The organism is Grimontia celer, assembly GCF_900055185.1.
Taxonomy (GTDB): domain Bacteria; phylum Pseudomonadota; class Gammaproteobacteria; order Enterobacterales; family Vibrionaceae; genus Enterovibrio; species Enterovibrio celer.
The window spans coordinates 204,513-224,693 of record NZ_FIZX01000004.1; the positions used below are offsets into that span (position 1 = coordinate 204,513).

At 49.4% G+C, this 20,181-nt stretch carries 19 protein-coding genes; 7 read left to right on the top strand and 12 right to left on the bottom strand.

What is annotated here, in order from left to right:
- The first annotated feature begins 44 nt into the window (after nt 1-44).
- Together zur and GCE9029_RS21055 are read left to right on the top strand one after the other, a co-directional pair.
- On the top strand, nt 45-503 hold the full coding sequence (gene zur, locus GCE9029_RS21050) for a zinc uptake transcriptional repressor Zur (protein ID WP_062666636.1): 459 nt from the start codon (nt 45-47) through the stop codon (nt 501-503).
- 17 nt (nt 504-520) lie between these two features.
- On the top strand, nt 521-982 hold the full coding sequence (locus GCE9029_RS21055) for a chemotaxis protein CheX (RefSeq protein ID WP_002539436.1): 462 nt from the start codon (nt 521-523) through the stop codon (nt 980-982).
- Nucleotides 983-1,056: 74 nt separating this feature from the next.
- Here GCE9029_RS21055 and pgi read toward each other — a convergent pair whose 3' ends face one another.
- Nucleotides 1,057-2,709 carry a glucose-6-phosphate isomerase gene (gene pgi, locus GCE9029_RS21060; RefSeq protein ID WP_062666638.1) on the bottom strand — a complete coding sequence of 551 codons (1,653 nt, stop codon included), beginning with the start codon at nt 2,707-2,709 and terminating at the stop codon, nt 1,057-1,059.
- A gap of 356 nt (nt 2,710-3,065) precedes the next feature.
- Between pgi and GCE9029_RS21065 the strand changes: the two genes are divergently transcribed.
- From GCE9029_RS21065 to GCE9029_RS21075, 3 genes are all read left to right on the top strand, one after another.
- Complete coding sequence (locus tag GCE9029_RS21065) at nt 3,066-3,491, top strand: secondary thiamine-phosphate synthase enzyme YjbQ (protein ID WP_062666640.1); 426 nt, start codon at nt 3,066-3,068, stop codon at nt 3,489-3,491.
- Between the two features lie 114 nt (nt 3,492-3,605).
- On the top strand, nt 3,606-5,369 hold the full coding sequence (locus tag GCE9029_RS21070) for a GGDEF domain-containing protein (RefSeq protein ID WP_062666642.1): 1,764 nt from the start codon (nt 3,606-3,608) through the stop codon (nt 5,367-5,369).
- A gap of 492 nt (nt 5,370-5,861) precedes the next feature.
- Nucleotides 5,862-7,589 carry a YncE family protein gene (locus GCE9029_RS21075; protein WP_062666644.1) on the top strand — a complete coding sequence of 576 codons (1,728 nt, stop codon included), beginning with the start codon at nt 5,862-5,864 and terminating at the stop codon, nt 7,587-7,589.
- Nucleotides 7,590-7,633: 44 nt separating this feature from the next.
- On the opposite strand, the gene GCE9029_RS21080 is transcribed toward GCE9029_RS21075, so the two are convergent.
- From GCE9029_RS21080 to GCE9029_RS21090, 3 genes are all read right to left on the bottom strand, one after another.
- Nucleotides 7,634-8,851, bottom strand: coding sequence for a BamA/TamA family outer membrane protein (locus tag GCE9029_RS21080; protein ID WP_306455703.1), 1,218 nt, complete (start codon nt 8,849-8,851; stop codon nt 7,634-7,636).
- An 85-nt stretch (nt 8,852-8,936) separates the two neighbouring features.
- The gene (gene alr / locus GCE9029_RS21085) at nt 8,937-10,013 is read right to left on the bottom strand and encodes an alanine racemase (protein WP_062666649.1); all 1,077 of its coding nucleotides are present in this window, start codon (nt 10,011-10,013) and stop codon (nt 8,937-8,939) included.
- A gap of 31 nt (nt 10,014-10,044) precedes the next feature.
- Complete coding sequence (locus GCE9029_RS21090) at nt 10,045-11,454, bottom strand: replicative DNA helicase (protein WP_062666651.1); 1,410 nt, start codon at nt 11,452-11,454, stop codon at nt 10,045-10,047.
- Between the two features lie 176 nt (nt 11,455-11,630).
- Between GCE9029_RS21090 and GCE9029_RS21095 the strand changes: the two genes are divergently transcribed.
- Complete coding sequence (locus GCE9029_RS21095) at nt 11,631-12,374, top strand: DUF481 domain-containing protein (protein WP_062666653.1); 744 nt, start codon at nt 11,631-11,633, stop codon at nt 12,372-12,374.
- A gap of 179 nt (nt 12,375-12,553) precedes the next feature.
- Here GCE9029_RS21095 and rplI read toward each other — a convergent pair whose 3' ends face one another.
- The 7 genes from rplI to nsrR form a co-directional block, all read right to left on the bottom strand.
- A complete protein-coding gene (rplI, locus tag GCE9029_RS21100; protein WP_062666656.1) occupies nt 12,554-13,003 on the bottom strand; it encodes a 50S ribosomal protein L9 in 450 nt (149 codons plus the stop codon).
- 33 nt (nt 13,004-13,036) lie between these two features.
- Complete coding sequence (gene rpsR / locus GCE9029_RS21105; RefSeq protein WP_002539422.1) at nt 13,037-13,264, bottom strand: 30S ribosomal protein S18; 228 nt, start codon at nt 13,262-13,264, stop codon at nt 13,037-13,039.
- Nucleotides 13,265-13,280: 16 nt separating this feature from the next.
- Entirely contained in the window at nt 13,281-13,586 is a 306-nt protein-coding gene (gene priB, locus GCE9029_RS26125) for a primosomal replication protein N (RefSeq protein ID WP_082804409.1), read from the bottom strand.
- 6 nt (nt 13,587-13,592) lie between these two features.
- Nucleotides 13,593-13,979: a 30S ribosomal protein S6 gene (gene rpsF, locus GCE9029_RS21110; protein WP_062666658.1), complete on the bottom strand. Its 387-nt coding sequence runs from the start codon at nt 13,977-13,979 to the stop codon at nt 13,593-13,595.
- Nucleotides 13,980-14,176: 197 nt separating this feature from the next.
- Nucleotides 14,177-14,914: a 23S rRNA (guanosine(2251)-2'-O)-methyltransferase RlmB gene (gene rlmB, locus GCE9029_RS21115; RefSeq protein WP_062666659.1), complete on the bottom strand. Its 738-nt coding sequence runs from the start codon at nt 14,912-14,914 to the stop codon at nt 14,177-14,179.
- Nucleotides 14,915-14,917: 3 nt separating this feature from the next.
- Nucleotides 14,918-17,434 carry a ribonuclease R gene (gene rnr / locus GCE9029_RS21120; protein ID WP_062666661.1) on the bottom strand — a complete coding sequence of 839 codons (2,517 nt, stop codon included), beginning with the start codon at nt 17,432-17,434 and terminating at the stop codon, nt 14,918-14,920.
- Nucleotides 17,435-17,547: 113 nt separating this feature from the next.
- Nucleotides 17,548-17,982, bottom strand: coding sequence for a nitric oxide-sensing transcriptional repressor NsrR (gene nsrR, locus GCE9029_RS21125; protein ID WP_062666664.1), 435 nt, complete (start codon nt 17,980-17,982; stop codon nt 17,548-17,550).
- 206 nt (nt 17,983-18,188) lie between these two features.
- Here nsrR and hmpA point away from each other — a divergent pair, with 206 nt between their 5' ends.
- Nucleotides 18,189-19,376: an NO-inducible flavohemoprotein gene (gene hmpA, locus GCE9029_RS21130; protein ID WP_062666666.1), complete on the top strand. Its 1,188-nt coding sequence runs from the start codon at nt 18,189-18,191 to the stop codon at nt 19,374-19,376.
- Between the two features lie 59 nt (nt 19,377-19,435).
- On the opposite strand, the gene motX is transcribed toward hmpA, so the two are convergent.
- Nucleotides 19,436-20,056: a flagellar protein MotX gene (motX, locus tag GCE9029_RS21135; protein ID WP_062666668.1), complete on the bottom strand. Its 621-nt coding sequence runs from the start codon at nt 20,054-20,056 to the stop codon at nt 19,436-19,438.
- Nucleotides 20,057-20,181 lie beyond the last annotated feature (125 nt).

Here is a 20,181-nt window from a genome sequence, read left to right on the forward strand (position 1 = left end):
TTGCTGTGATAGAATATTGCCCTCAGCCTGATTTTTGAGGTCTTATGGCCAATCTTTCACAACTAATTGCCCGAGCTCAGTCACTTTGTGAGCAGCGCGGCGTTCGACTGACAGCACAGCGCGAGCGGGTATATGAGATTATCGTCCAGAGCAAAAGGGCGATTAGCGCCTATGATTTGCTGGATGTATTGCGGGAAACAGAGCCGCAAGCCAAACCACCCACGGTGTACCGCGCGCTCGATTTTTTGCTTTCTCAGGGCTTTGTGCACAAAGTGGAGTCAACAAATAGCTTTATTGCTTGCTGCTTGCCCGGACATGAGCAACATTGTTCACAGCTATTGATTTGTGACTCATGTGGCACAGTCGAAGAGTGTCACACTGATACACTGTCGACAGCCCTTCAGCAAAAAGCCAATCAGGTTAACTTTGCGGTGAGTCATCACGTGGTTGAAACACATGGAACCTGTCACACCTGCCAGGTAGCAACACAGAAAATGCAGTAGGACGGTAAAGAACTATTATGCGCGCTGAATTTGTAAACCCTTTTTTGTCTTCGTTGGTGAATGTGCTGACCACCATGGCGCAGCTGGAAATTACGCCCAAAAAACCTCAGCTAAAGAAATCTGAAGTCGCCAAGGGCGATGTATCCGGTCTTATTGGCATGGTCGGTCCAAAGACCAAAGGCTCTTTCTCTGTCACCTTTGAAGAAGAACTGGCGCTGGAAATCATGAGCCGCATGCTGGGCGAAAGACCCACTTCTATTGATGCGGATGTCACCGATATGGTGGGCGAAATCACCAACATGGTGACAGGTGGAGCCAAACGCCTGCTGGCGGAAAAAGGCTTCGATTTTGATATGGCGACCCCGATTGTGGTGTCTGGCCGTGAACATACCATCACCCATAAGAGTGAAGGTCAGATCATCATCATGCCATTCGATTCCGAGTTTGGTCGTGCCTATATCGAAATTTGCTTCGACTAAGCCGAAAATCCCGTTATAAAAAACGCCGCATCATTGATGCGGCGTTTTTGTTTCTGACACTCAAACTTCAGCGATTATGCGCGCCACTGTTTGAACGCATTGATCAAACCATTGGTTGAGCTGTCGTGGCTGGTCACTTCATCCTGATCCGCCAATTCTGGCAGGATTTGGTTCGCCAGCTGTTTACCCAGCTCTACGCCCCACTGATCGAAACTGTAGATGTTCCAAATCACGCCCTGTACGAAGATTTTGTGCTCATACATCGCGATGAGCGCCCCCAAGCTACGAGGGGTGATTTGCTTCACCAGGATTGAGTTGGTTGGGCGGTTACCTTCAAAGACTTTGAACGGTACCAGATCCGCTACTTCCTCAGCCGATTTACCCGCTGCTGTGAATTCTGCTTCTACCTGCTCACGGGTTTTCCCGAATGCCAGTGCTTCCGTTTGCGCGAAGAAGTTCGCCATCAGTTTAGGATGGTGATCGCTCAGCGGGTTGTGGCTGATTGCAGGTGCAATGAAATCACATGGGATCAGCTTGGTGCCTTGGTGGATCAGCTGATAGAACGCGTGCTGACCATTGGTACCCGGCTCGCCCCAGATGATTGGGCCAGTCTGGTAATCAACAGGCTTGCCGTCACGGTCCACGTACTTACCGTTTGATTCCATGTTGCCTTGTTGGAAGTACGCCGCGAAGCGGTGCAGATATTGGTCATAAGGCAGAATCGCTTCTGATTCCGCGCCGTGGAAGTTGTTGTACCACAGACCAATCAGTGCCAGCAGCACAGGCAGATTTTCAGTGAACGGCGAGCTTTGGAAGTGTTTATCCATGTCATGCGCGCCAGCCAGCAACTCAATAAAGTTGTCGTAGCCAATCGCCAGACAGATTGACAGACCGATCGCAGACCAGAGTGAGTAACGGCCACCCACCCAGTCCCAGAACTCGAACATGTTGTCGGTATCAATGCCAAACTCAGCAACGGCTTGTGCGTTGGTAGACAGCGCAGCGAAGTGTTTCGCTACGTGCGCCTGATCCTCTGCTGACGCCAGGAACCAATCACGCGCAGACAGAGCATTGGTCATGGTTTCTTGCGTCGTGAAAGTTTTTGATGCAATCAGGAACAGGGTTGTTTCTGGATTCAGATCTTTCAGGGTCTCCGCAACGTGTGTACCGTCAACGTTAGAAACGAAGTGCAGGTTCAAACGTGTTTTGTAAGCAGCCAGCGCTTCGCTCACCATGTAAGGACCCAGATCAGAGCCGCCGATACCGATGTTCACGATGTCAGTGATTTCTTTGCCGGTGTAACCTTTCCACTCACCACTGATAAGACGCTCGGAGAAACCTTTCATTTTCTCCAGCACAGCGTTAACTGCAGGCATCACGTCTTCGCCATCGACCATCACTGGCGTGTTGCTGCGGTTACGCAGGGCAACGTGCAGCACTGAGCGGCCTTCAGTGTGGTTGATCTTGTCACCACGGAACATCGCTTCGATAGCGCCTTTTACTTCCGTTTCATCAGCCAATGCGAACAGTTTGTCCAGCGTTTGCTCGCTGATCAGGTTCTTTGAATAGTCCAGCAGGATGTCATTGCCGAATTGCACAGAGAACTTATCGAAACGGTTCGGGTCGTTGGCGAAAAGCGAGGTGAGGGTCAAATCCTGCGCATCTTCAAAGTGAGCCGTCAGCGCTTTCCACGCTGCGGTTTGCGTCGGATTGATGGACTTCAACATAATCATTGTTCCTTTGTAGACAGAGTCTGTTATCGCGGGCACTGCCTTCCCACGTTACAGAGGTAGACCGCCTTGTTTCGGGGCAGCCTCCAGAATCGCATAATGGTATACCCAAACTTCCTGAAGGTGTAGGTTTCAGGGTACCTGAGTACAAGATGTCACCGACATCAACTCCAAGTCCTGTATACTTTTAGCCGCATTCAAATATCGCCGCTAGATTACAGGCACCAAGGGCGTGACAGTTTGCCACGAAAAAATTGCTGCAATGTTGCGCTAGGTCAGTGACGACCGATTAACCAACTTGAACTCGCAGCGTCACGCACTCTACCCAAAATTTTTAAAGCAGGTTGTTTTAAATGTGGACACAAAAAACAATTAGCCTACGTCCCCGCGCAAGAGGCTTCCATCTGATCACCGACGAAGTGGTAAAGCAATTACCGGAAATTCGCAGTCTCGATGTCGGCTTGGTGAACCTGTTTATTCAACACACTTCGGCCAGTCTGACACTCAATGAAAACGCTGATCCAACGGTGAGAAGCGACATGGAAGCGCACTTTAACCAGTTCGTGCCAGAGCGCGCACCTTACTATCAGCACACCTATGAAGGTGACGACGATATGCCTGCCCACATCAAAGCTTCCTTGTTGGGTGCGAGCGTGATGATTCCAGTCAGCAATGGCAGATTGGCATTAGGAACCTGGCAGGGTATTTACCTTGGCGAGCATCGAGACCACGGTGGCGCACGAAGAATAATTGTGACAATACAAGGCGGGCAAAACTAACGCCGTTCAGGCGAGCTGCACTGCTAGCTTGTCAAAATATGAATAACACCGCATAAACAACCTCTCGTTTGACGACTCACTTCCTATACTTTTCAAAGGGCTTGGGGAGGTCAAATGTTAGAAAACGTCAAAATCACAAGAAAACTGCCGCTGGTTATCATTTCCTTCGCACTTTTATCTTCAATTAGCACAGGAATGATGAGTTATAAGTTCGCTGCGGAACAGCTCATTCTCTCTGCGGAGTCAAAACTTGTTGCATTGCTCGACTCAAGAAAGGAATCACTACTCCAGTACTTTGATACGGTAAAACGCGATCTGTTTATTCACGCCCGTTCACCTCAGACGAGAGATGCGGTGATTGAAATCTCTGAGGCATGGGCAGATTTAGGTAGTCATCAGCAATCCACCCTTCAATCGCTTTATATTACTGATAACCCATTCGATGTCGGCCAGAAAGAAGCTTTGCTGAATGCCGAAGATGGTTCTGCATATAGCCAAGCCCATAAAGAATATCACCCTTTCTTCCGTAATCTAGCCGCTGAGCATGGATACTTTGATATTTTCCTCGTCGATAAAACGGGCAATATCCTTTATACCGTCAAAAAAGAAGATGACTTTGCCACCAATCTTCTCCATGGCAAATGGAAAGACACTCACTTAGCCCGGGCATTTACCATGGTCAATAAGAACCCTTCAGTGGGTAATGCCTACCTCACTGATTTCGAAAGGTATGAGCCCAGCTTCAATCAACCTGAAGCCTTTTTCGCTACACCCATACACAAAAATGGAGAGGAATACATAGGCGTCCTCATCTTCGAAATGCCAATTAAATATATCAACAGTGTCATGCAAATCAGCGCCGGTATGGGGGAAACCGGTGAGACCATTCTGATTGGCCCTGATGAGCTAATGCGAAGCAATTCCCGATTTCTTGATGGAGAAAATATTCTGGAAGCTTCTGTTCATACGGAATCTGCTGTGAAAGCACTAAGCGGTGTTTCTGGCGTTCAGTTTGAACAAGATTACAGAGGGATGGAAGTACTCAGTGCCTTTGCTCCTTTTGACTTTATGTCACTCCATTGGGCAATTATTGCTGAAATAGAGCGAGACGAAATATTGAGCCCTCTTCGTGTTTTTGTCAGTGCGTTAGCCTTTTCTGTGCTGGCTGGAACGGTCGTTATTTTTATCGTCGGGTATTTTCTTGCTTCAGACATTGCAAAGCCGATCGCTGCCATGTCATCAATGATGAACCGCATTGCTAACAATGAATTGGACATCAACATTTCTGTATCTGAGCGGAAAGATGAAGTCGGCCACATGGCCAAAGCGCTTGAGATATTTAAAAGCAATGCCATTGAAAAAGATAAGCTACAAAAAGAGCTGACTTATATGGCACACCACGACATGTTAACAGGGCTTCCAACTCGGCAGCTCATTACAGATCGCCTTCAGGCCATGACAAAAAGCTACAGCAAAGAGCATTTTCCATTTGCGGTTATGTTTGCTGACCTCGATAACTTTAAAACCGTCAATGATACCTTGGGTCACCACATCGGTGATGAAGTGCTTAAAGCCGCCGCTCGCATTTTTCAGGAGGCGTTGCGTGAAGATGACTTTGTTGCCCGAATTGGTGGTGATGAATTTGTACTGTTGTTCACCAATCTTCGTGAAGCAGAAGAAGCAATGGAAATAGCTGAAAAGCTCGTCGTCTCCATCGAAACAGGGCTGAAGCTGGTAAGTTCGACTATCCCTGTGACATTGAGTCTTGGAATTGCAGTATGCCCCGACGATGCCGAAGACACCACTTCCCTTATCCGGCATGCAGATGAGGCCATGTATCGAGCAAAACAGAAAAGTAAAAACTGCTGTAGTCGATAGACATAAACCGCCCAAGAATTCAGGGTTCAATGAGTTTTGGCTTGGGCAGCATTTGCGACATTTCTACGTATTGCGAGGTGAACTTCATGTTCACCTTTTCTGTTTCATGATTCCGAGAAAGAATCTCACCAACATTTAACCAACCAGTTTATTAAACAGCTATGATGACAAAAATAGACATCAAATCTTCATTCAAGAAGATTTGCCAATTAAGAAATAATTAATACTTTTTTGCCACACAGATTATTTTTGCTAATTTTTTTTACAGTTAATTCCTAATTGAACATTTAAATCCAACATATTTATTTCCTAATAATTTATTAAAAAAATACGCATATCGCCTTTCAGCAACAATTCGTTGGAACTTTTCAATACACTCCTATTATCGCTACTGTTTCATAAGCGAGAACAACCAAATCAATTGATCAGCCTGATGCAGCCAATCAGGAACGTAGATTTGCAAACATTCACTGGACTATGGACACGACGATAATGAAAAAAACACTTCTCGCTACAGCAATCGTTGCAGGAGCATTTACTTCAGCGCAGGCTTTTGCAAACTGTCCCGGTAACGTCTATTCCATGAATGCAGGACGTGGACATGTCGGCATGCTGCTTGATGTGAAAGAAGCCAAAGAAATGTCGAATCAATACTATGCCGATGCAAGTGAGCGTTCGATTTTCCATTCACGTGCCCTCTTCAGTGCTTCAAGCATGTCTTATGACCGCGTGACAGATCGCCTCTACTACACCAATGCTCCACAACCGACGTCCTACTATGTCGATGTGCCTGAGGGGACTTTCTCTGAAGATGAGCTGGAAAGCCTGGACCTTCACGCCAACAGAGTGGAAAGCTATCAGTTAGCTTATATGGATCCTACGACGGGTGAACATGTCGCTGGCCCAGCAGTGAACAAGCAAATTCTGCGCATGGCGTTTGATCCGGATTCCGGTGAACTGTTTGCTTCAGACGCGCGCACCATTTTTAAAGTGAACCCAAACACAGGTGAAACCACCCACATTGCGGACTTTGAGGATAATTTGAAGTTTGGCGGTTTCGCGAGTTGGGGTGACTTTGTGTTCCAGGATGGTGAACTGCTGTTTGTCACCAATGGCCGTACCTTTGTCATTGATACCACGACGGGTGCACAAACCCTGAAAGCCTTCCACTTCATCGATTTTGTCGCTGCGGCGACGCTGGATCAGAATGGTCAAATGCTGGTTGCAGCCAAGAATCAGAATGTGTCGGGCAACGTGAACAGTAATCACCTTTACCGCATCAAGCCTTCTACCGGCGAGAAGAAGCGTGTGGGCCTGTTCCCAAGCCGTATCAGCGCCATGGCAACCGTGACGTCTGAAGACCATACCTGTTACGAGAAAACCGAATTCAAGAGCGACTTGATCCCGCAAGTGACTGGCGTTTCCCTGACATCAAACAGCGTTGCCGAAGGTGACTCTGCATACTTTGTTGTAAACCTGGACAAAGCAACCACTGATGCGAACACCAAGCTGCGTGTTGCTTTGAAAGACGGCAGCGCAGTGGTGAGCAGTGATTATCAAAATACCGTATCGCTGCTGTTCTCAGATTTCACCACTGGCACAGCAACCCTTTCTTCAACAGGCACCGACATCACGCTGCCACAAGGCGTGACTTCCGTGCGTATTGAAGTACCAACCGTCGAAGATGCCGTGCATGAAGCTGATGAAACCTTCAGCCTTGATGCTTGGGTGAGCACGGACAAGAGCGATTTAACCTCTGCCACTGTGACCGTGACTGACGATGATCCTGCAGAAGTTTTACCAAGATTGTGTAGCAACGGAAACTGGGTAACACCAACCAACTCGCTGACATGGTGTTCCGAAAATGCCAACGAAACCTGGATTGGTGATTACCATAACTCCACCCATACTTCTGTTTATCAAGGTACCCTTGACGGTCTGGCAATCGGTGAAGCAAGTACCCTGAACTACAAGATTCTGTCAACGCAGGACATTGGTGGTTTGTCGCGATTCAAGGTTGAAATGGATTATGGCAACGGTTGGGTTGTGGTAGGTAACTACCAGTCAAGAGTCTACTCAAGACCAACAACGGTGCCTTACACCTTCAACTTTACACCAACATCAACGCAGGCGAAGTTCCGACTGACTTGGAATATCACTTCCGATCGCCCAGATGGCGGTGATGATATCTCTATCGGGATTGGTAAAGTCACCTGGTAAGTCACTACCAAAAAGAGCAGCCATTCGGCTGCTCTTTTTCATTGTTAGAACGGCTGGTTAATCATCACACGAAAGATGCTTTCTTCCGAACCCATCGCCAGCTCTGAACGCACGACAATGCCTTCCACCTGAAAACGCACTGCAGCACCAGCGCTCCACTTCATGTCGGTGTGAAGCTCACCTAAATCATACTCATCTGCAACCCGGCCAACGTCACTGAACAGTACCCATTGCCACCATGGCACATCATACCAATTGAAAACTGGCAATTTACCAAGCGGTTGCCATTCTGGTATGACGCGGTATTCAAGGCTATAACTGAGTGCTGAACGGTCTGCATATCGGCCAGATTGAAAGCTTCTCAGGCGATACAAACCACCTAAGCGGGCTGCAGCGAATTCCGGTGGTCTACGATAGACTGAATCACCGCCTATCTCCGTCCTGTCATTCCAGCTTGGTGTATCAGATGTGTAGAGGTTAAACGCCAGCACCTGCTCATTCGCAACCTCTTCCCACTCCCCGATATCCCAATACCAGCTTTGGCTAAGCTCCCACTTCCACCAACTTGCCCTGTCATCGGTTCCTGGGTCAAGCATGACAATGAACTCGCTAAGACTGCCTTCTGTGGGGTTATTGTTGCTGTCGCGGTTATCCCACTTAAAATGGGTTTCGAGTCCCCACACTTCAGTCGCATCCGAGAATTCGCTTGGCGCATTCACGCCCTCTCCTTTCAACGTTCTCGCCTGATAGAAAGGGCGAAAGTCGATGGAAGAAACGCCGCTGTTCCATGGTACATTGCCGTTCACTTCACGCTTGGGGGAAAGCGCTGCACGAATGGGGCTATTTACCGCCTCACCGAAAGGTAGGATGTAGCGAAAGGAAAGATGATGCTGGGCATCGCGACTATCTGCAGTCAGACGGTCTTCATACGAAGAATTGTTGGACGCCGCGGCACCCAGATAGTAGTCAAACTGCTTGAAATCACCTTCATAGAATTGCCCACTTAGCAGCCAGCGGCTGTCAGCAGAGAGCATGTAGTTGTTGGCGGCTACAAACCCCATCCAGCTATCTTTTGAAGTACCAAGCCCGGCCGCAAATAAGGATGCCTGAGGCTGACCCGCACCTTTCCAAAGCCCAGCCATACCCGCGGAGAAGCCCATGGTTTCCGTTGAGAAGACAAACGGTACCACTTCAATATCCCACGAGTCAGGCTCAGGCTGACTTGATGCCAGAACGCCATCAGGAAAAAGCAAAACAGGCAAAGATAAGAAAGCCGTAACTTGGGTTACGGCTTTAGAAAAATTCAAATTCAAAACGTTTTACAACTTACGTTTGGGTCTATTGACCCTAGGTATAAATCAGGTCAACACGGGATGTGAGATTGGTGACAAGCTCATAACCAATGGTGCCTACATGACGGGCAATTTCTTCCACCGGGAGATCATCTCCCCACAGAATCACTTCATCACCCACGCGGTCAGTAGCATCTGGGCCCAAATCAATGGTGATCATGTCCATTGATACTCGTCCCGACAAGGGTACACGTCTGCCGTTGATCATCACTGGTGTGCCATCAGGCGCAACGCGGGGATAACCATCGCCGTAGCCAATGGCTACCACACCGATTTTGGTATCACGATCTGTCATCCAGCGTCCGCCGTAACCCACCGTCTCGCCTTTTTTAGCTTCACGCACAGCGATAAGGCTGGAAGTCATTGTCATGGCTGGCTTGAGACCGAAATCCTTTCCACAGCGCTCCACCATCGGCGAAATACCGTAGAGGCTGATTCCAGGGCGAACATAATCAAAATGGCTGGTTGGCCAAATTAAACTACCGGAAGATGCCGCCAAGGATCTGTAACCTGGCTGGCCAGCGGTCAGTTCTTCAAACAGCGCAATTTGCTGCTCCGTGACTGGCTTTTCCGGTTCATCCGCACAGCCGAAATGGCTCATAAAGTTGAGCGGTTTAGCGACGTTTGGACAAGCATTCAGCCGCTCAATAAACTCGGCAACATATTCCGGACGCACACCCAAACGATGCATGCCGGTATCGATTTTCAGCCAAACATGGAGTGGATGTTCCAGGTTGGCTTTTTCCAGCGCTTCCAGTTGCTCAATACAATGAACCGCCGTTTGCAGATTCTGTGCTTCGAGCGTTGGCAAATCCGCCGAGGAATAAAAACCTTCGAGCAGCAGGATAGGTTTTACAATCCCGCCAGCGCGAAGGCTCACCGCCTCTTCAAGGCGGGCAACGCCGAGGCCATCGGCCTGAGAAGAAAGTGCCTTTGCCACGGGCAGAAGGCCATGTCCGTATCCATTAGCTTTAATCGCCGCCCAAGTTCGACTGTTCGGCGCCATGGCGCGGATAATGTCGATATTGTGGTTTAGGGCAGCCGTTTTGATGATTGCTGTCGCCGCTTTCATAACACCTCGCGGTTAATTCTCAACAAGCCATTTATTCTTCGTCAAACGCTGGGCCAGCATAGTTATCAAAGCGTGAGAACTGACCCTGGAAGGTCAGGCGCACGCTACCGATAGGACCGTTACGCTGTTTACCGAGGATAATTTCTGCAATGCCTTTGAGCGGACTTTCCGGGTTGTACACCTCATCACGGTAAATAAACATGATAAGGTCCGCATCCTGCTCGATTGCGCCCGATTCACGCAAGTCGGAGTTAACAGGGCGTTTGTCTGCACGTTGTTCCAGCGAGCGGTTAAGCTGCGACAGGGCGACAACAGGCACGTTCAATTCTTTTGCCAGCGCTTTGAGCGAGCGGCTGATCTCGGCAATCTCAAGGGTACGGTTGTCCTGAAGGCCAGGAACACGCATCAGCTGAAGGTAGTCGACCATGATCATCGACAGGCCACCGTGTTCACGCGCTACACGGCGCGCACGCGAACGTACTTCCGTCGGTGTCAGGCCTGAGCTGTCATCGATATACATGTTCTTCTTCTGCATCAGAATACCCATGGTCGATGAAATACGAGCCCAGTCTTCATCATCCAACTGACCAGTACGAATTTTAGTCTGATCAACGCGGGAAAGTGACGCGAGCATACGCATCATCAGCTGTTCGGCGGGCATCTCGAGCGAGAAAATCAGTACCGGCTTTTCCTGATCCATCGCGGCGTTTTCACACAGGTTCATCGCAAAGGTGGTTTTACCCATGGATGGACGCGCCGCCACGATAATAAGGTCAGAGCCTTGCAGACCTGCAGTTTTCTTGTTGAGGTCAGCGAAGCCGGTCGATACACCAGTCACACCATCTTGCGGTGATTTGAACAGGATTTCGATACGCTCAAGGGTTTTCGACAGAACATTGTCGATGTTCTGTGGACCTTCGTTTTCCGTGGTACGCGATTCGGCAATGGCGAAAACCTTGCTTTCCGCCATATCGAGTAAGTCTTCAGAAGTACGACCTTCTGGGTCATAACCTGCATCAGCGATTTCGTTTGCGACGCTGATAAGATTACGCACCATGGCACGTTCGCGGACGATATCCGCATAGGCCACGATGTTCGCCGCACTTGGGGTGTTTTTCGCAAGTTCTGCAAGGTAAGCAAAACCGCCCACATCTTCTAGCTGGCTGTGTTTTTCAAGGTTCTCAGAGAGAGTGATCAGGTCAAGGGGCAGACCAGCATCCAACAATTGCTTGGTGCTTTCAAAGATCAGCCGGTGAGGACGGCTGTAAAAGTCTGCAGCAACCACTTTTTCCGCCACGCTGTCCCAACGCTCATTGTCCAGCATCAGACCGCCCAGCACTGACTGCTCGGCTTCCAAAGAGTGCGGTGGCACTTTCAGGGCATCAACCTGACGGTCTTTGGGTTTGTTGGAATTAAATTGCTTGCTGCGTTGCTCTGCCATATCACTTATTACCTTGTCGATTCGACCGACATTATACCCAGAACGTCTGGCGAATAACTATCGCTAGCCGCTTTGGAGCGACCACGACTTTTTTACCTGCCAATTTAACGTGTTGCTGACGAAATGCAGGAGGATTCATATAGAATGTGGCTCCTCATGTTGTAATGGTAACCTAAATGGCGTCGTCGCTACTGAAACCGTCTCTGTTTTGTCTGGTGGCACTCCCTCTTTGTGCAAGCGCCAGTGTACCTGAACCATGGCAATCAGAAGTCGAGCTTGGGTTCCAAGCGCTATCCGGCAACTCCGACTCAATGACCATCAATAGCCGCCTCGGGGTTAACTACACCGAAGGTCCTTACCGACACACCTCAGAAGCAAAGTTCCTGCTGGTTGAAAAAGATGGCGAGGAAGACAAGCGCAAAAGCGAGTTCGAAAGTCAGGCTAACTACAAGTTTGACCCCAAGCGCTACGTGTGGGGAAACGTAAGCTTTCTTGATGATAAATACGGCCCGTATTATAAGGATCTTACCGTTGCGACTGGATTGGGCTATCAAGCGATTTGGCAGGAAGATTTATCACTCTTGCTGGAAATTGGCCCCGGTTACCGTTACCAATCCCCAAATCTGGATGAACTGGATGACGATGACCTCATCTTACCTTATGACGTGGAAGAGGCGATTTTGCGTGGTCAGGCTGAGCTGTCCTGGCAAATGACCAAGACCGCCCTATTTGAAGGTCGAATTACGGCTATCAGTGGACCAAGCAACACCAGTTTTGAAGCGCGGGCATCGGTGTCCACCAGCCTCATCGACGATCTGGCGATCAAGCTTTCCACCACCCAGAAATACATCAGTGAAGTCCCACCGGGTCTTGAGAACCTGGATTCAATCTTCACCGTGAATATGCTTTATAAGTTTTAGATACTGGGTACTGCAAGATTTTGGATGGTATCTAGAGACAAGCTCTTTGCCCTTTCCTAGGATCTGCTTTTTCCGCGAAGTAGATCCGCTTTCACTTTTCCTAGCATCGCTTTCCCAAACTCCAGGCACAAAAAAACCGACCCTAAGGTCGGTTTTTTCAAAGCGACGATGTGTCTGAATTACTCAGCAACAACGTTCAGCTTAACAGTAGCGAATACTTCAGAGTGCAGTTGCAGGCTGATTTCGTACTCACCAGTGTTACGCAGTGCACCTTCTGGCAGGCGAACTTCGCTCTTCGCTACAGCAACGCCAGCTGCAGTTACAGCGTCAGCGATGTCACGAGTACCGATAGAACCGAACAGTTTACCTTCGTCACCAGCTTTAGAAGCGATTTCTACCGCTTCCAGTGCTTCAACTTGCTCAGCGCGCGCTTGTGCAGCTGCCAGAGCTTCAGCAACTTTAGCTTCCAGATCTGCACGACGAGCTTCGAAGTGCTCAACGTTAGATTTAGTTGCCATTACTGCCTTACCTTGTGGGATAAGGAAGTTACGTGCGTAACCAGACTTAACAGTTACCTGATCACCCAGACCACCCAGGTTAGCGATTTTATCAAGCAGAATAACTTGCATTATCTATTCCTCTATTAACTTGGACAGTGCCGATTACTGATGCTTGTCAGTGTATGGCAGCAGAGCCAGGTAACGTGAACGCTTGATAGCGCGTGCCAGCTGACGCTGGTACTTAGCACGGGTACCAGTGATACGGCTAGGTACAATTTTACCAGCTTCGGTGATGTAGTTTTTCAGAGTCGCTACGTCTTTGTAATCGATCTCTTGTACGCCTTCTGCAGTGAAACGGCAGAATTTACGACGACGGAAGAAACGTGCCATGGGGCTATCTCCTGATCTAAATATCTATAATATCATCGGCATGTAACACTAATTTACCTGCGCCGTTTCGGCTGGTCTGGTAAGCGAGAAACCCACTCACCTTAATGTTACTGCCTAAAGCTAAATGCTGTGTTTTGTATTGAGACCCTTGCCCGCTCGCTACTACTTGTAATCGGCAGTAGGCTTGCCTTGGCAATCCAGCTTCCTGTTGTTCCGAACGATGCTCAAGCACAAAGTGACAATGAGGTATTCCGGCAGGACTCTGTTTTCGAATCGGCCCCTGGGTGATAACACCTGCAAGCTCAATTCGATTGGTCTTCAAGTCAAATTACTCAGCTGCTGCTTCGCCTTCAGATTGTGCTTCTGCACGCTCTTCGCGACGTGGTGCGCGCTCTTCTTTAGCCTTCATCATGATAGATGGCTCAGTGATAGCGCCTTTGGTACGCATGACCATGTTACGGATCACAGCGTCGTTGAAGCGGAACGCAGTTTCCAGCTCATCAACAACTGATTGCTCAGCTTCAACGTTCATCAGAACGTAGTGTGCTTTGTGCAGTTTGTTGATTGGGTAAGCCAGTTGACGACGGCCCCAGTCTTCCAGACGGTGGATCTGACCACCTGACTCTTTGATAGAACCAGTGTAACGCTCGATCATGCCAGCAACTTGCTCGCTTTGATCAGGGTGCACCATGAATACGATTTCGTAATGACGCATTGGTTGCTCCTTACGGATTATTCAGCTTCCACGCTTGGCCCGGTCGTCCAGCGGAAGCAAGGAACGAAAGTAAAAGACCGGGAATTTGGAGGCAGGATAGTACAGAATTGCGCCGCTAATAGCAACAAAAAGCACAACGCCCGGAGAAATAAATCACCGGGCGTTGCTTTGTGTGAAAACGGTCTGTTTTCTTGCAGTTATCCGCGGCGCTGGCGCACAGCTTCAAACAGGCAGATACCAGTCGCGACCGACACGTTCAGGCTCGACACGCTGCCCGCCATTGGAATACTGATAAGATCGTCACAAGTCTCGCGGGTCAGGCGGCGCATACCGTCACCTTCTGCGCCCATCACAATCGCCAGAGGTCCAGTCAGTTTCGCGTCATACACGTCATGGGTTGCTTCACCGGCAGTGCCGACAAACCACACACCTTTTTCCTGCAACGCACGCATGGTACGGGCTAGGTTGGTCACACGAACCAAGGGCACCACTTCTGCAGCGCCAACAGCCACTTTACGAGCCGTCGCGTTCAGTTGAGCAGATTTGTCTTTCGGCACAATCACCGCGCACACGCCTGCAGCATCCGCGTTACGCAGACACGCACCCAGGTTATGTGGGTCAGTCACCCCGTCCAACACCAATAGCAGAGGGCTCTCTTTGCCATCCAGAATGATGTCGAGGTCGTTTTCATTGTACTGGCGACCTGGCTTCACGCGGGCAATCAAGCCCTGATGAGAGGCACCTTTCGCTTTGTCATCCAGTGCTTTACGGCCCATTTCCTGCAGAGTGATACCTAGGCGGGTCAACTCATTCAATACAGGCAATACACGATCATCCTGACGGCCTTTCAGCACGAAGACTTCGATGAAGCGGGACGGATCAGACTCCAGTACGGCTTTAACGGCGTGGATGCCGTAAATCATTTCATTGCTCATGGATTACTTCTTATTCTTGCCTGCTCTGGCTGGTTTGCCTTTCTGCGCCTTTTTCTTGCGCACCTTCTCTGCCTTGGTTTTCTTCTTCGCCGGGTTTTCGCTTTTGCCGCCGCGCTTTCCTGCCGAAGCTTTATCGCCACGCTTTCCGGACGGGGCTTTATCACCCTCACCTTTTGGAATTGCGCCACGCTTCAACTGTTGGCGAACAGACATACGCTCTTGACGGGCTTCAGGATTTTTCCCTGACTCGGCGCGGCCTTTCTTGGCTTTATTGCGGGCAGTTTTACCTGCTCCACGCGCTTTACGGGTTGTTCCGTCCAGCTCGAAATCGATCATCCTTTCATCAAGGTTGACGGATAATACTTTGACCGTGACCTGATCGCCAAGTCGGAAAATACGACCAGAGCTCTCACCCACCAGTTTTTGACCCACCATGTCGTAGTTGTAATAGTCGTTGTCAAGGTTCGAGATATGCACCAATCCATCAATGTGCAGCTCTTTCAAGCGTACAAAGAAACCGAAACCAGTGACATTGGCAATAGTGCCTTCCATGACTTCGCCAACGTGATCCTGCATGTATTCGCATTTGAGCCAGTCAGATACATCACGGGTTGCGTCATCCGCACGGCGTTCTGTCATCGAGCACTGCTCGCCCATCACGTCCATATCATCAAAGGAGTAGTGATAACCGCCGGTTGGTGTCCAACGGTCTTTGTTTCGACCTTCTTCTTTGGCAATCAGATATTTGATCGCACGGTGAAGCAGCAAATCCGGATAACGGCGGATTGGTGAAGTAAAGTGCGCATACTGCTTGAGTGCCAGACCAAAGTGACCAGAGTTATCAGCCTGATATACCGCCTGCTTCATGGACCGCAGCAGCATGGTTTGGATAAGTTCCTGATCTGGACGGCCAGCAATCAAATGCGCCAGTTTGGCGTAATCGGTTGGAGACGGCTCTAAGCCACCTTCAAGTGCCAGACCCATTTCGCTCAAGAAGTCTTTAAAACCTGTGAGACGCTCCTCGCCCGGCGCTTCGTGCACACGGTACAGTGCTGGCTCTTTGGCTTTCTCAACAAAACGCGCTGATGCAATGTTGGCCAGAATCATACATTCTTCGATGATCTTGTGGGCGTCGTTACGCTCAACCGGCACAATGCGCTCAATCTTACGCATGGCATTGAAGATGAATTTGGTCTCAACAGTTTCGAACTCAATCGCACCGCGCTGCTCACGTGATGCCTTCAGCGCTTTGTACATGCGATTCAGTTCTTCAAGGTGCGGAACCAGCGGCGCGTAGCGCTCGCGAAGTTCTTCATCACCATCAAGCATCGCGGCGACTTTGGTGTAAGTCAGGCGCGCATGTGAGTTCATCACCGCTTCGTAGTGTCTGAAGCCAGAAAGCTTACCCGCTTCTGAAATGGTCATTTCACACACCATACACAAGCGGTCTACCTGTGGGTTCAGTGAGCAAAGGCCATTGGAAAGCACCTCCGGCAACATTGGTATTACCTGCGACGGGAAGTACACTGAGTTACCGCGGTTCACTGCTTCTTTGTCCAACGCCGAGTCTGGACGTACGTAGTAGCTCACGTCCGCAATCGCGACCCAAAGGCGCCATCCGCCAGATTTTTTCTTCTCACAGAATACGGCGTCATCGAAGTCACGGGCATCTTCACCGTCAATGGTGACCAGCGGCAAGTCACGCAGGTCAACACGACCTTTTTTCGCGTCTTCCGGTACTTGCTCGGTGAAGCTCTTGATTTGTTTTTCGACGTCTTGCGGCCACTCGTGCGGAATGTTGTGTGTACGCACGGCAATTTCGATTTCCATGCCTGGCGCCATGTTTTCGCCCAGCACTTCAACCACACGGCCAACCGGGTTGTGCTGACGGGTTGGACGCTGGAAGATTTCCACCACCACAACGTTACCCATACGTGCGCCTTTACGCTCTTCTTGCGGGATCACGATGTCTTGGCTGAGACGCGAGTCATCCGGCACCACAAAGCCCATGCCGTTTTCGACAAAATAGCGGCCAACAATCTGGCCTTTTCGCTCTTCCAGCACACGAACCACGCGGGCTTCTTTACGGCCGCGTTTATCCGTTCCTGCTGGCTGAGCAAGAATGAAATCACCATGCATCACCTGCTTCATCTGGTGATGTGGCAGCAGCCAGTCTTCACGGTTGCCTTTGCCTTCGGGGCGCAAGAAACCGAAACCGTCGCGGTGACCAATCACGGTGCCTTTGACGAGGTCCAGGCGCTCAGGCAGTGCATAGCACTGACGGCGGGTAAAAATGAGCTGGCCATCACGCTCCATGGCACGGAGTCGGCGGCGCAAGCCTTCGTATTCTTCGTCGCTGCGCAAACCCAGTACTTCGAAAAGCTGGTCGCGGCTTACCGGAGTGGTAAAACCTTTAATCACCTCGAGGAGGTGCTCTCGGCTCGGCACAGGATTGTCGTATTTTTCTGCTTCACGACCCAAATAAGGGTCGTTGCTGTGTAGGTGTTTGTCCTGAGACATATAAAATTCCCATTAGCGACATGTGTTACTCAGTATATCGCTTTGAATAAAAGAAATTGGGCACCCGCAAGAAATACCGACAAAAACTGGCAGTTCGTCTCAAACGATGAGAATCAGAGCGGGCGCGCTGGGATAAGAAGGTGCTGCAGGTCATTATTACCTGACACCAAATCATGAAGTGTGTAATTGTCCATCTCGTTAAGAAAAGCTTCCAAGGCTTTAGCAAGGGCACCTTTCAGACGACAAGCTGACGTAATGTGGCAATTTGGCTGCTCACAATTAACAAGTTGTAAAGGTTCGAGAGCACGGATCACTTCGCCGACAACAATGCTCTTTGCAGGTTTACCTAACCGGATCCCGCCGTTCTTTCCCCGAACAGCTTCCACAAGTCCTATCTGACTCATACGGTGAACAATTTTCACCATATGGTTACGGGACACCCCATATTTTTCGGTGACCACAGTAATGCTCGTCAACTCTCCTTCTGGGAGGGTAGCCAGATATATCAGTGCCCGAAGGCCATAGTCGGTAAAACTGGTTAATTGCACGTTATCAACTCTCCTTGCACACAGTGTACTTTGAAAGTAAAAAGCGCGCACTCTCTGATTTTTCTTTACTTCTCAGTAACCAAACTGCTCAGTTTTAAATCATCATACCTTTTAATCCATTTTTTGTTGATTTAAACATTCATTTTAGATACAACTTTAAACATGCATTTAAGATGAATCTTTAAAAACATAAGAAGGTAAACTTCATGCTCAACGAGAAAACCATTGAAATTGTAAAGTCCACAGCCCCTTTGCTTGCTGAAACCGGCCCTAAACTGACAGCGCATTTTTACGAGCGCATGTTCAGCCGACATCCGGAGCTCAAAGATATTTTCAACATGAGTAACCAGTTTACGGGAGCTCAACGCGAAGCACTTTTCAATGCGGTCTATGGCTATGCCGCCAACATTGATAACTTGCCAGCACTGCTGCCAGTAGTAGAAAAGATCGCGCAAAAGCATGCGAGCTTTAATATCACCCCGGAAATGTATGCCATCGTCGGTGAAAACCTGTTGGCAACGATCGATGAGCTTTTCTCTCCAGGTCAGGAAGTGTTAGACGCATGGGCAGAAGCCTATGGTGTACTTGCACAGGTATTCATTAATCGTGAAGAGGAAATCTACCAACAGAATGCTGGCTCTAACGGTGGCTGGCGTGGAACGCGTACTTTCAAGCTAGTCAGCAAAACGCCTGAAAGTGAAGTGATCACCAGTTTCATTTTTGCCCCTGTCGATGGTCAGCCAGTCGCGGACTATATGCCCGGACAATACATCGGTATTTATCTGTCTCCCGAGCAATTTTCCAATCAGGAAATTCGTCAATATAGCCTGTCTGCCGCGCCAAATGGCGAGCTTTACCGTATCTCAGTGAAACGAGAAGTACAGGGGACGGTTTCGAATTATCTGCATGACCACCTTAACGTGGGCGATACCGTTGAGCTCGCGCCACCAACCGGCGACTTTTGCTTCCATTCAGACAACGATACGCCTGTCGCTCTAATTTCAGGCGGTGTTGGGCTGACGCCTATGTTATCGATGCTGGAATCTCTCAGCAGTAAGCATGATGCCGAGATTCACTGGCTCCATGCAGCTGAAAATGGCGAACACCACGCTTTTGGAGGCCACATTGATACCTTGCTGAGCCAGCATCATAGTGCCAAGCGTGACGTGTGGTTCCGTGAGCCTTCAAATGCGGATTTACCGGGCGAACAATTTGACCATCAAGGCATGATAGACATCAGTAAAGTTGAAGGGCTAGCAGAGGATGCAAGCCGCGACTTCTATCTCTGTGGTCCGGTTGGTTTTATGCAGTCTGTAGCCACACAGCTTGTCGATGCTGGCATTAGCAAAGATCGTATTTTCTATGAATGCTTTGGCCCACATAAAGTGATTTAAGACTCATACAGAACGCAAAATGCCCGCTATATGCGGGCATTTTTAATTCGTTCTGAGCATTACCAATAAGTATCACGCCGTTTCGCGCGGGCAATGACATTGCGTGGCATCTTGTCTTCCAAAGCGCGTCTAAGCATGGCGATGCGATTGTGCGTGGACGAGTCAGCCGTGATGGTGTGGTACAACCAGCGATACGCATCTTCGTAATCCAGCGGACTTCCGTAATCAGCAACCAGAAGCTCGGCTAATTGAAGCCTCGCCCGCGTGTTCCCGAGAGATGCAGCTTCACGCAAATATGGAATCGCCCGCTCTTTGTCCTGCTGCACCAAGGTGCCTTTGGAGTAATAGCGACCAAGTTGCTCTAGCGCCGCTGGCAAACCCTGCTGTGCCGCGACCTGCATGTAATAAACGCCAGTTTCGACATCTCTGTCGACACACACACCCCATGCCAGCATATCACCATAAAGGAACTGGTAAGCTGGGGATTCAACGCGAATGGCACGGGCTTCGATATCTTGAAGGAGCTGGCAGTCGTCTTCTTTCACTTTTTTAAGGTGAGTATTCGACTCAAACAGACGGAGCAATTGCGACTCTTCATACACAGGAAGAGCCGGGCCCACTTCCGCTTTGGCGAAAGGGCTGGCTAACATCATGGATATAAATAAGGTACGCAGTTTCATGCCTTCCCACTATACAGGTTCTGTTCTGCCAAACAGGCGAATCATCCGTCTCTCTGGCATTGGATACGGTGTGTCTTGCCTAACTTATATCGGCAAGGGTTTGCCGAACTTTACCCTTTTTCCGG

Coding starts and splice junctions, on each gene's coding strand:
- zur (WP_062666636.1), top strand. CDS start 45: ATGGCCAATCTTTCACAACTAATTGCCCGAGCTCAGTCACTTTGTGAG.
- GCE9029_RS21055 (WP_002539436.1), top strand. CDS start 521: ATGCGCGCTGAATTTGTAAACCCTTTTTTGTCTTCGTTGGTGAATGTG.
- pgi (WP_062666638.1), bottom strand. CDS start 2,709: ATGTTGAAGTCCATCAATCCGACGCAAACCGCAGCGTGGAAAGCGCTG.
- GCE9029_RS21065 (WP_062666640.1), top strand. CDS start 3,066: ATGTGGACACAAAAAACAATTAGCCTACGTCCCCGCGCAAGAGGCTTC.
- GCE9029_RS21070 (WP_062666642.1), top strand. CDS start 3,606: ATGTTAGAAAACGTCAAAATCACAAGAAAACTGCCGCTGGTTATCATT.
- GCE9029_RS21075 (WP_062666644.1), top strand. CDS start 5,862: ATGAAAAAAACACTTCTCGCTACAGCAATCGTTGCAGGAGCATTTACT.
- alr (WP_062666649.1), bottom strand. CDS start 10,013: ATGAAAGCGGCGACAGCAATCATCAAAACGGCTGCCCTAAACCACAAT.
- GCE9029_RS21090 (WP_062666651.1), bottom strand. CDS start 11,454: ATGGCAGAGCAACGCAGCAAGCAATTTAATTCCAACAAACCCAAAGAC.
- GCE9029_RS21095 (WP_062666653.1), top strand. CDS start 11,631: ATGGCGTCGTCGCTACTGAAACCGTCTCTGTTTTGTCTGGTGGCACTC.
- rplI (WP_062666656.1), bottom strand. CDS start 13,003: ATGCAAGTTATTCTGCTTGATAAAATCGCTAACCTGGGTGGTCTGGGT.
- rpsR (WP_002539422.1), bottom strand. CDS start 13,264: ATGGCACGTTTCTTCCGTCGTCGTAAATTCTGCCGTTTCACTGCAGAA.
- rpsF (WP_062666658.1), bottom strand. CDS start 13,979: ATGCGTCATTACGAAATCGTATTCATGGTGCACCCTGATCAAAGCGAG.
- rlmB (WP_062666659.1), bottom strand. CDS start 14,914: ATGAGCAATGAAATGATTTACGGCATCCACGCCGTTAAAGCCGTACTG.
- rnr (WP_062666661.1), bottom strand. CDS start 17,434: ATGTCTCAGGACAAACACCTACACAGCAACGACCCTTATTTGGGTCGT.
- hmpA (WP_062666666.1), top strand. CDS start 18,189: ATGCTCAACGAGAAAACCATTGAAATTGTAAAGTCCACAGCCCCTTTG.
- motX (WP_062666668.1), bottom strand. CDS start 20,056: ATGAAACTGCGTACCTTATTTATATCCATGATGTTAGCCAGCCCTTTC.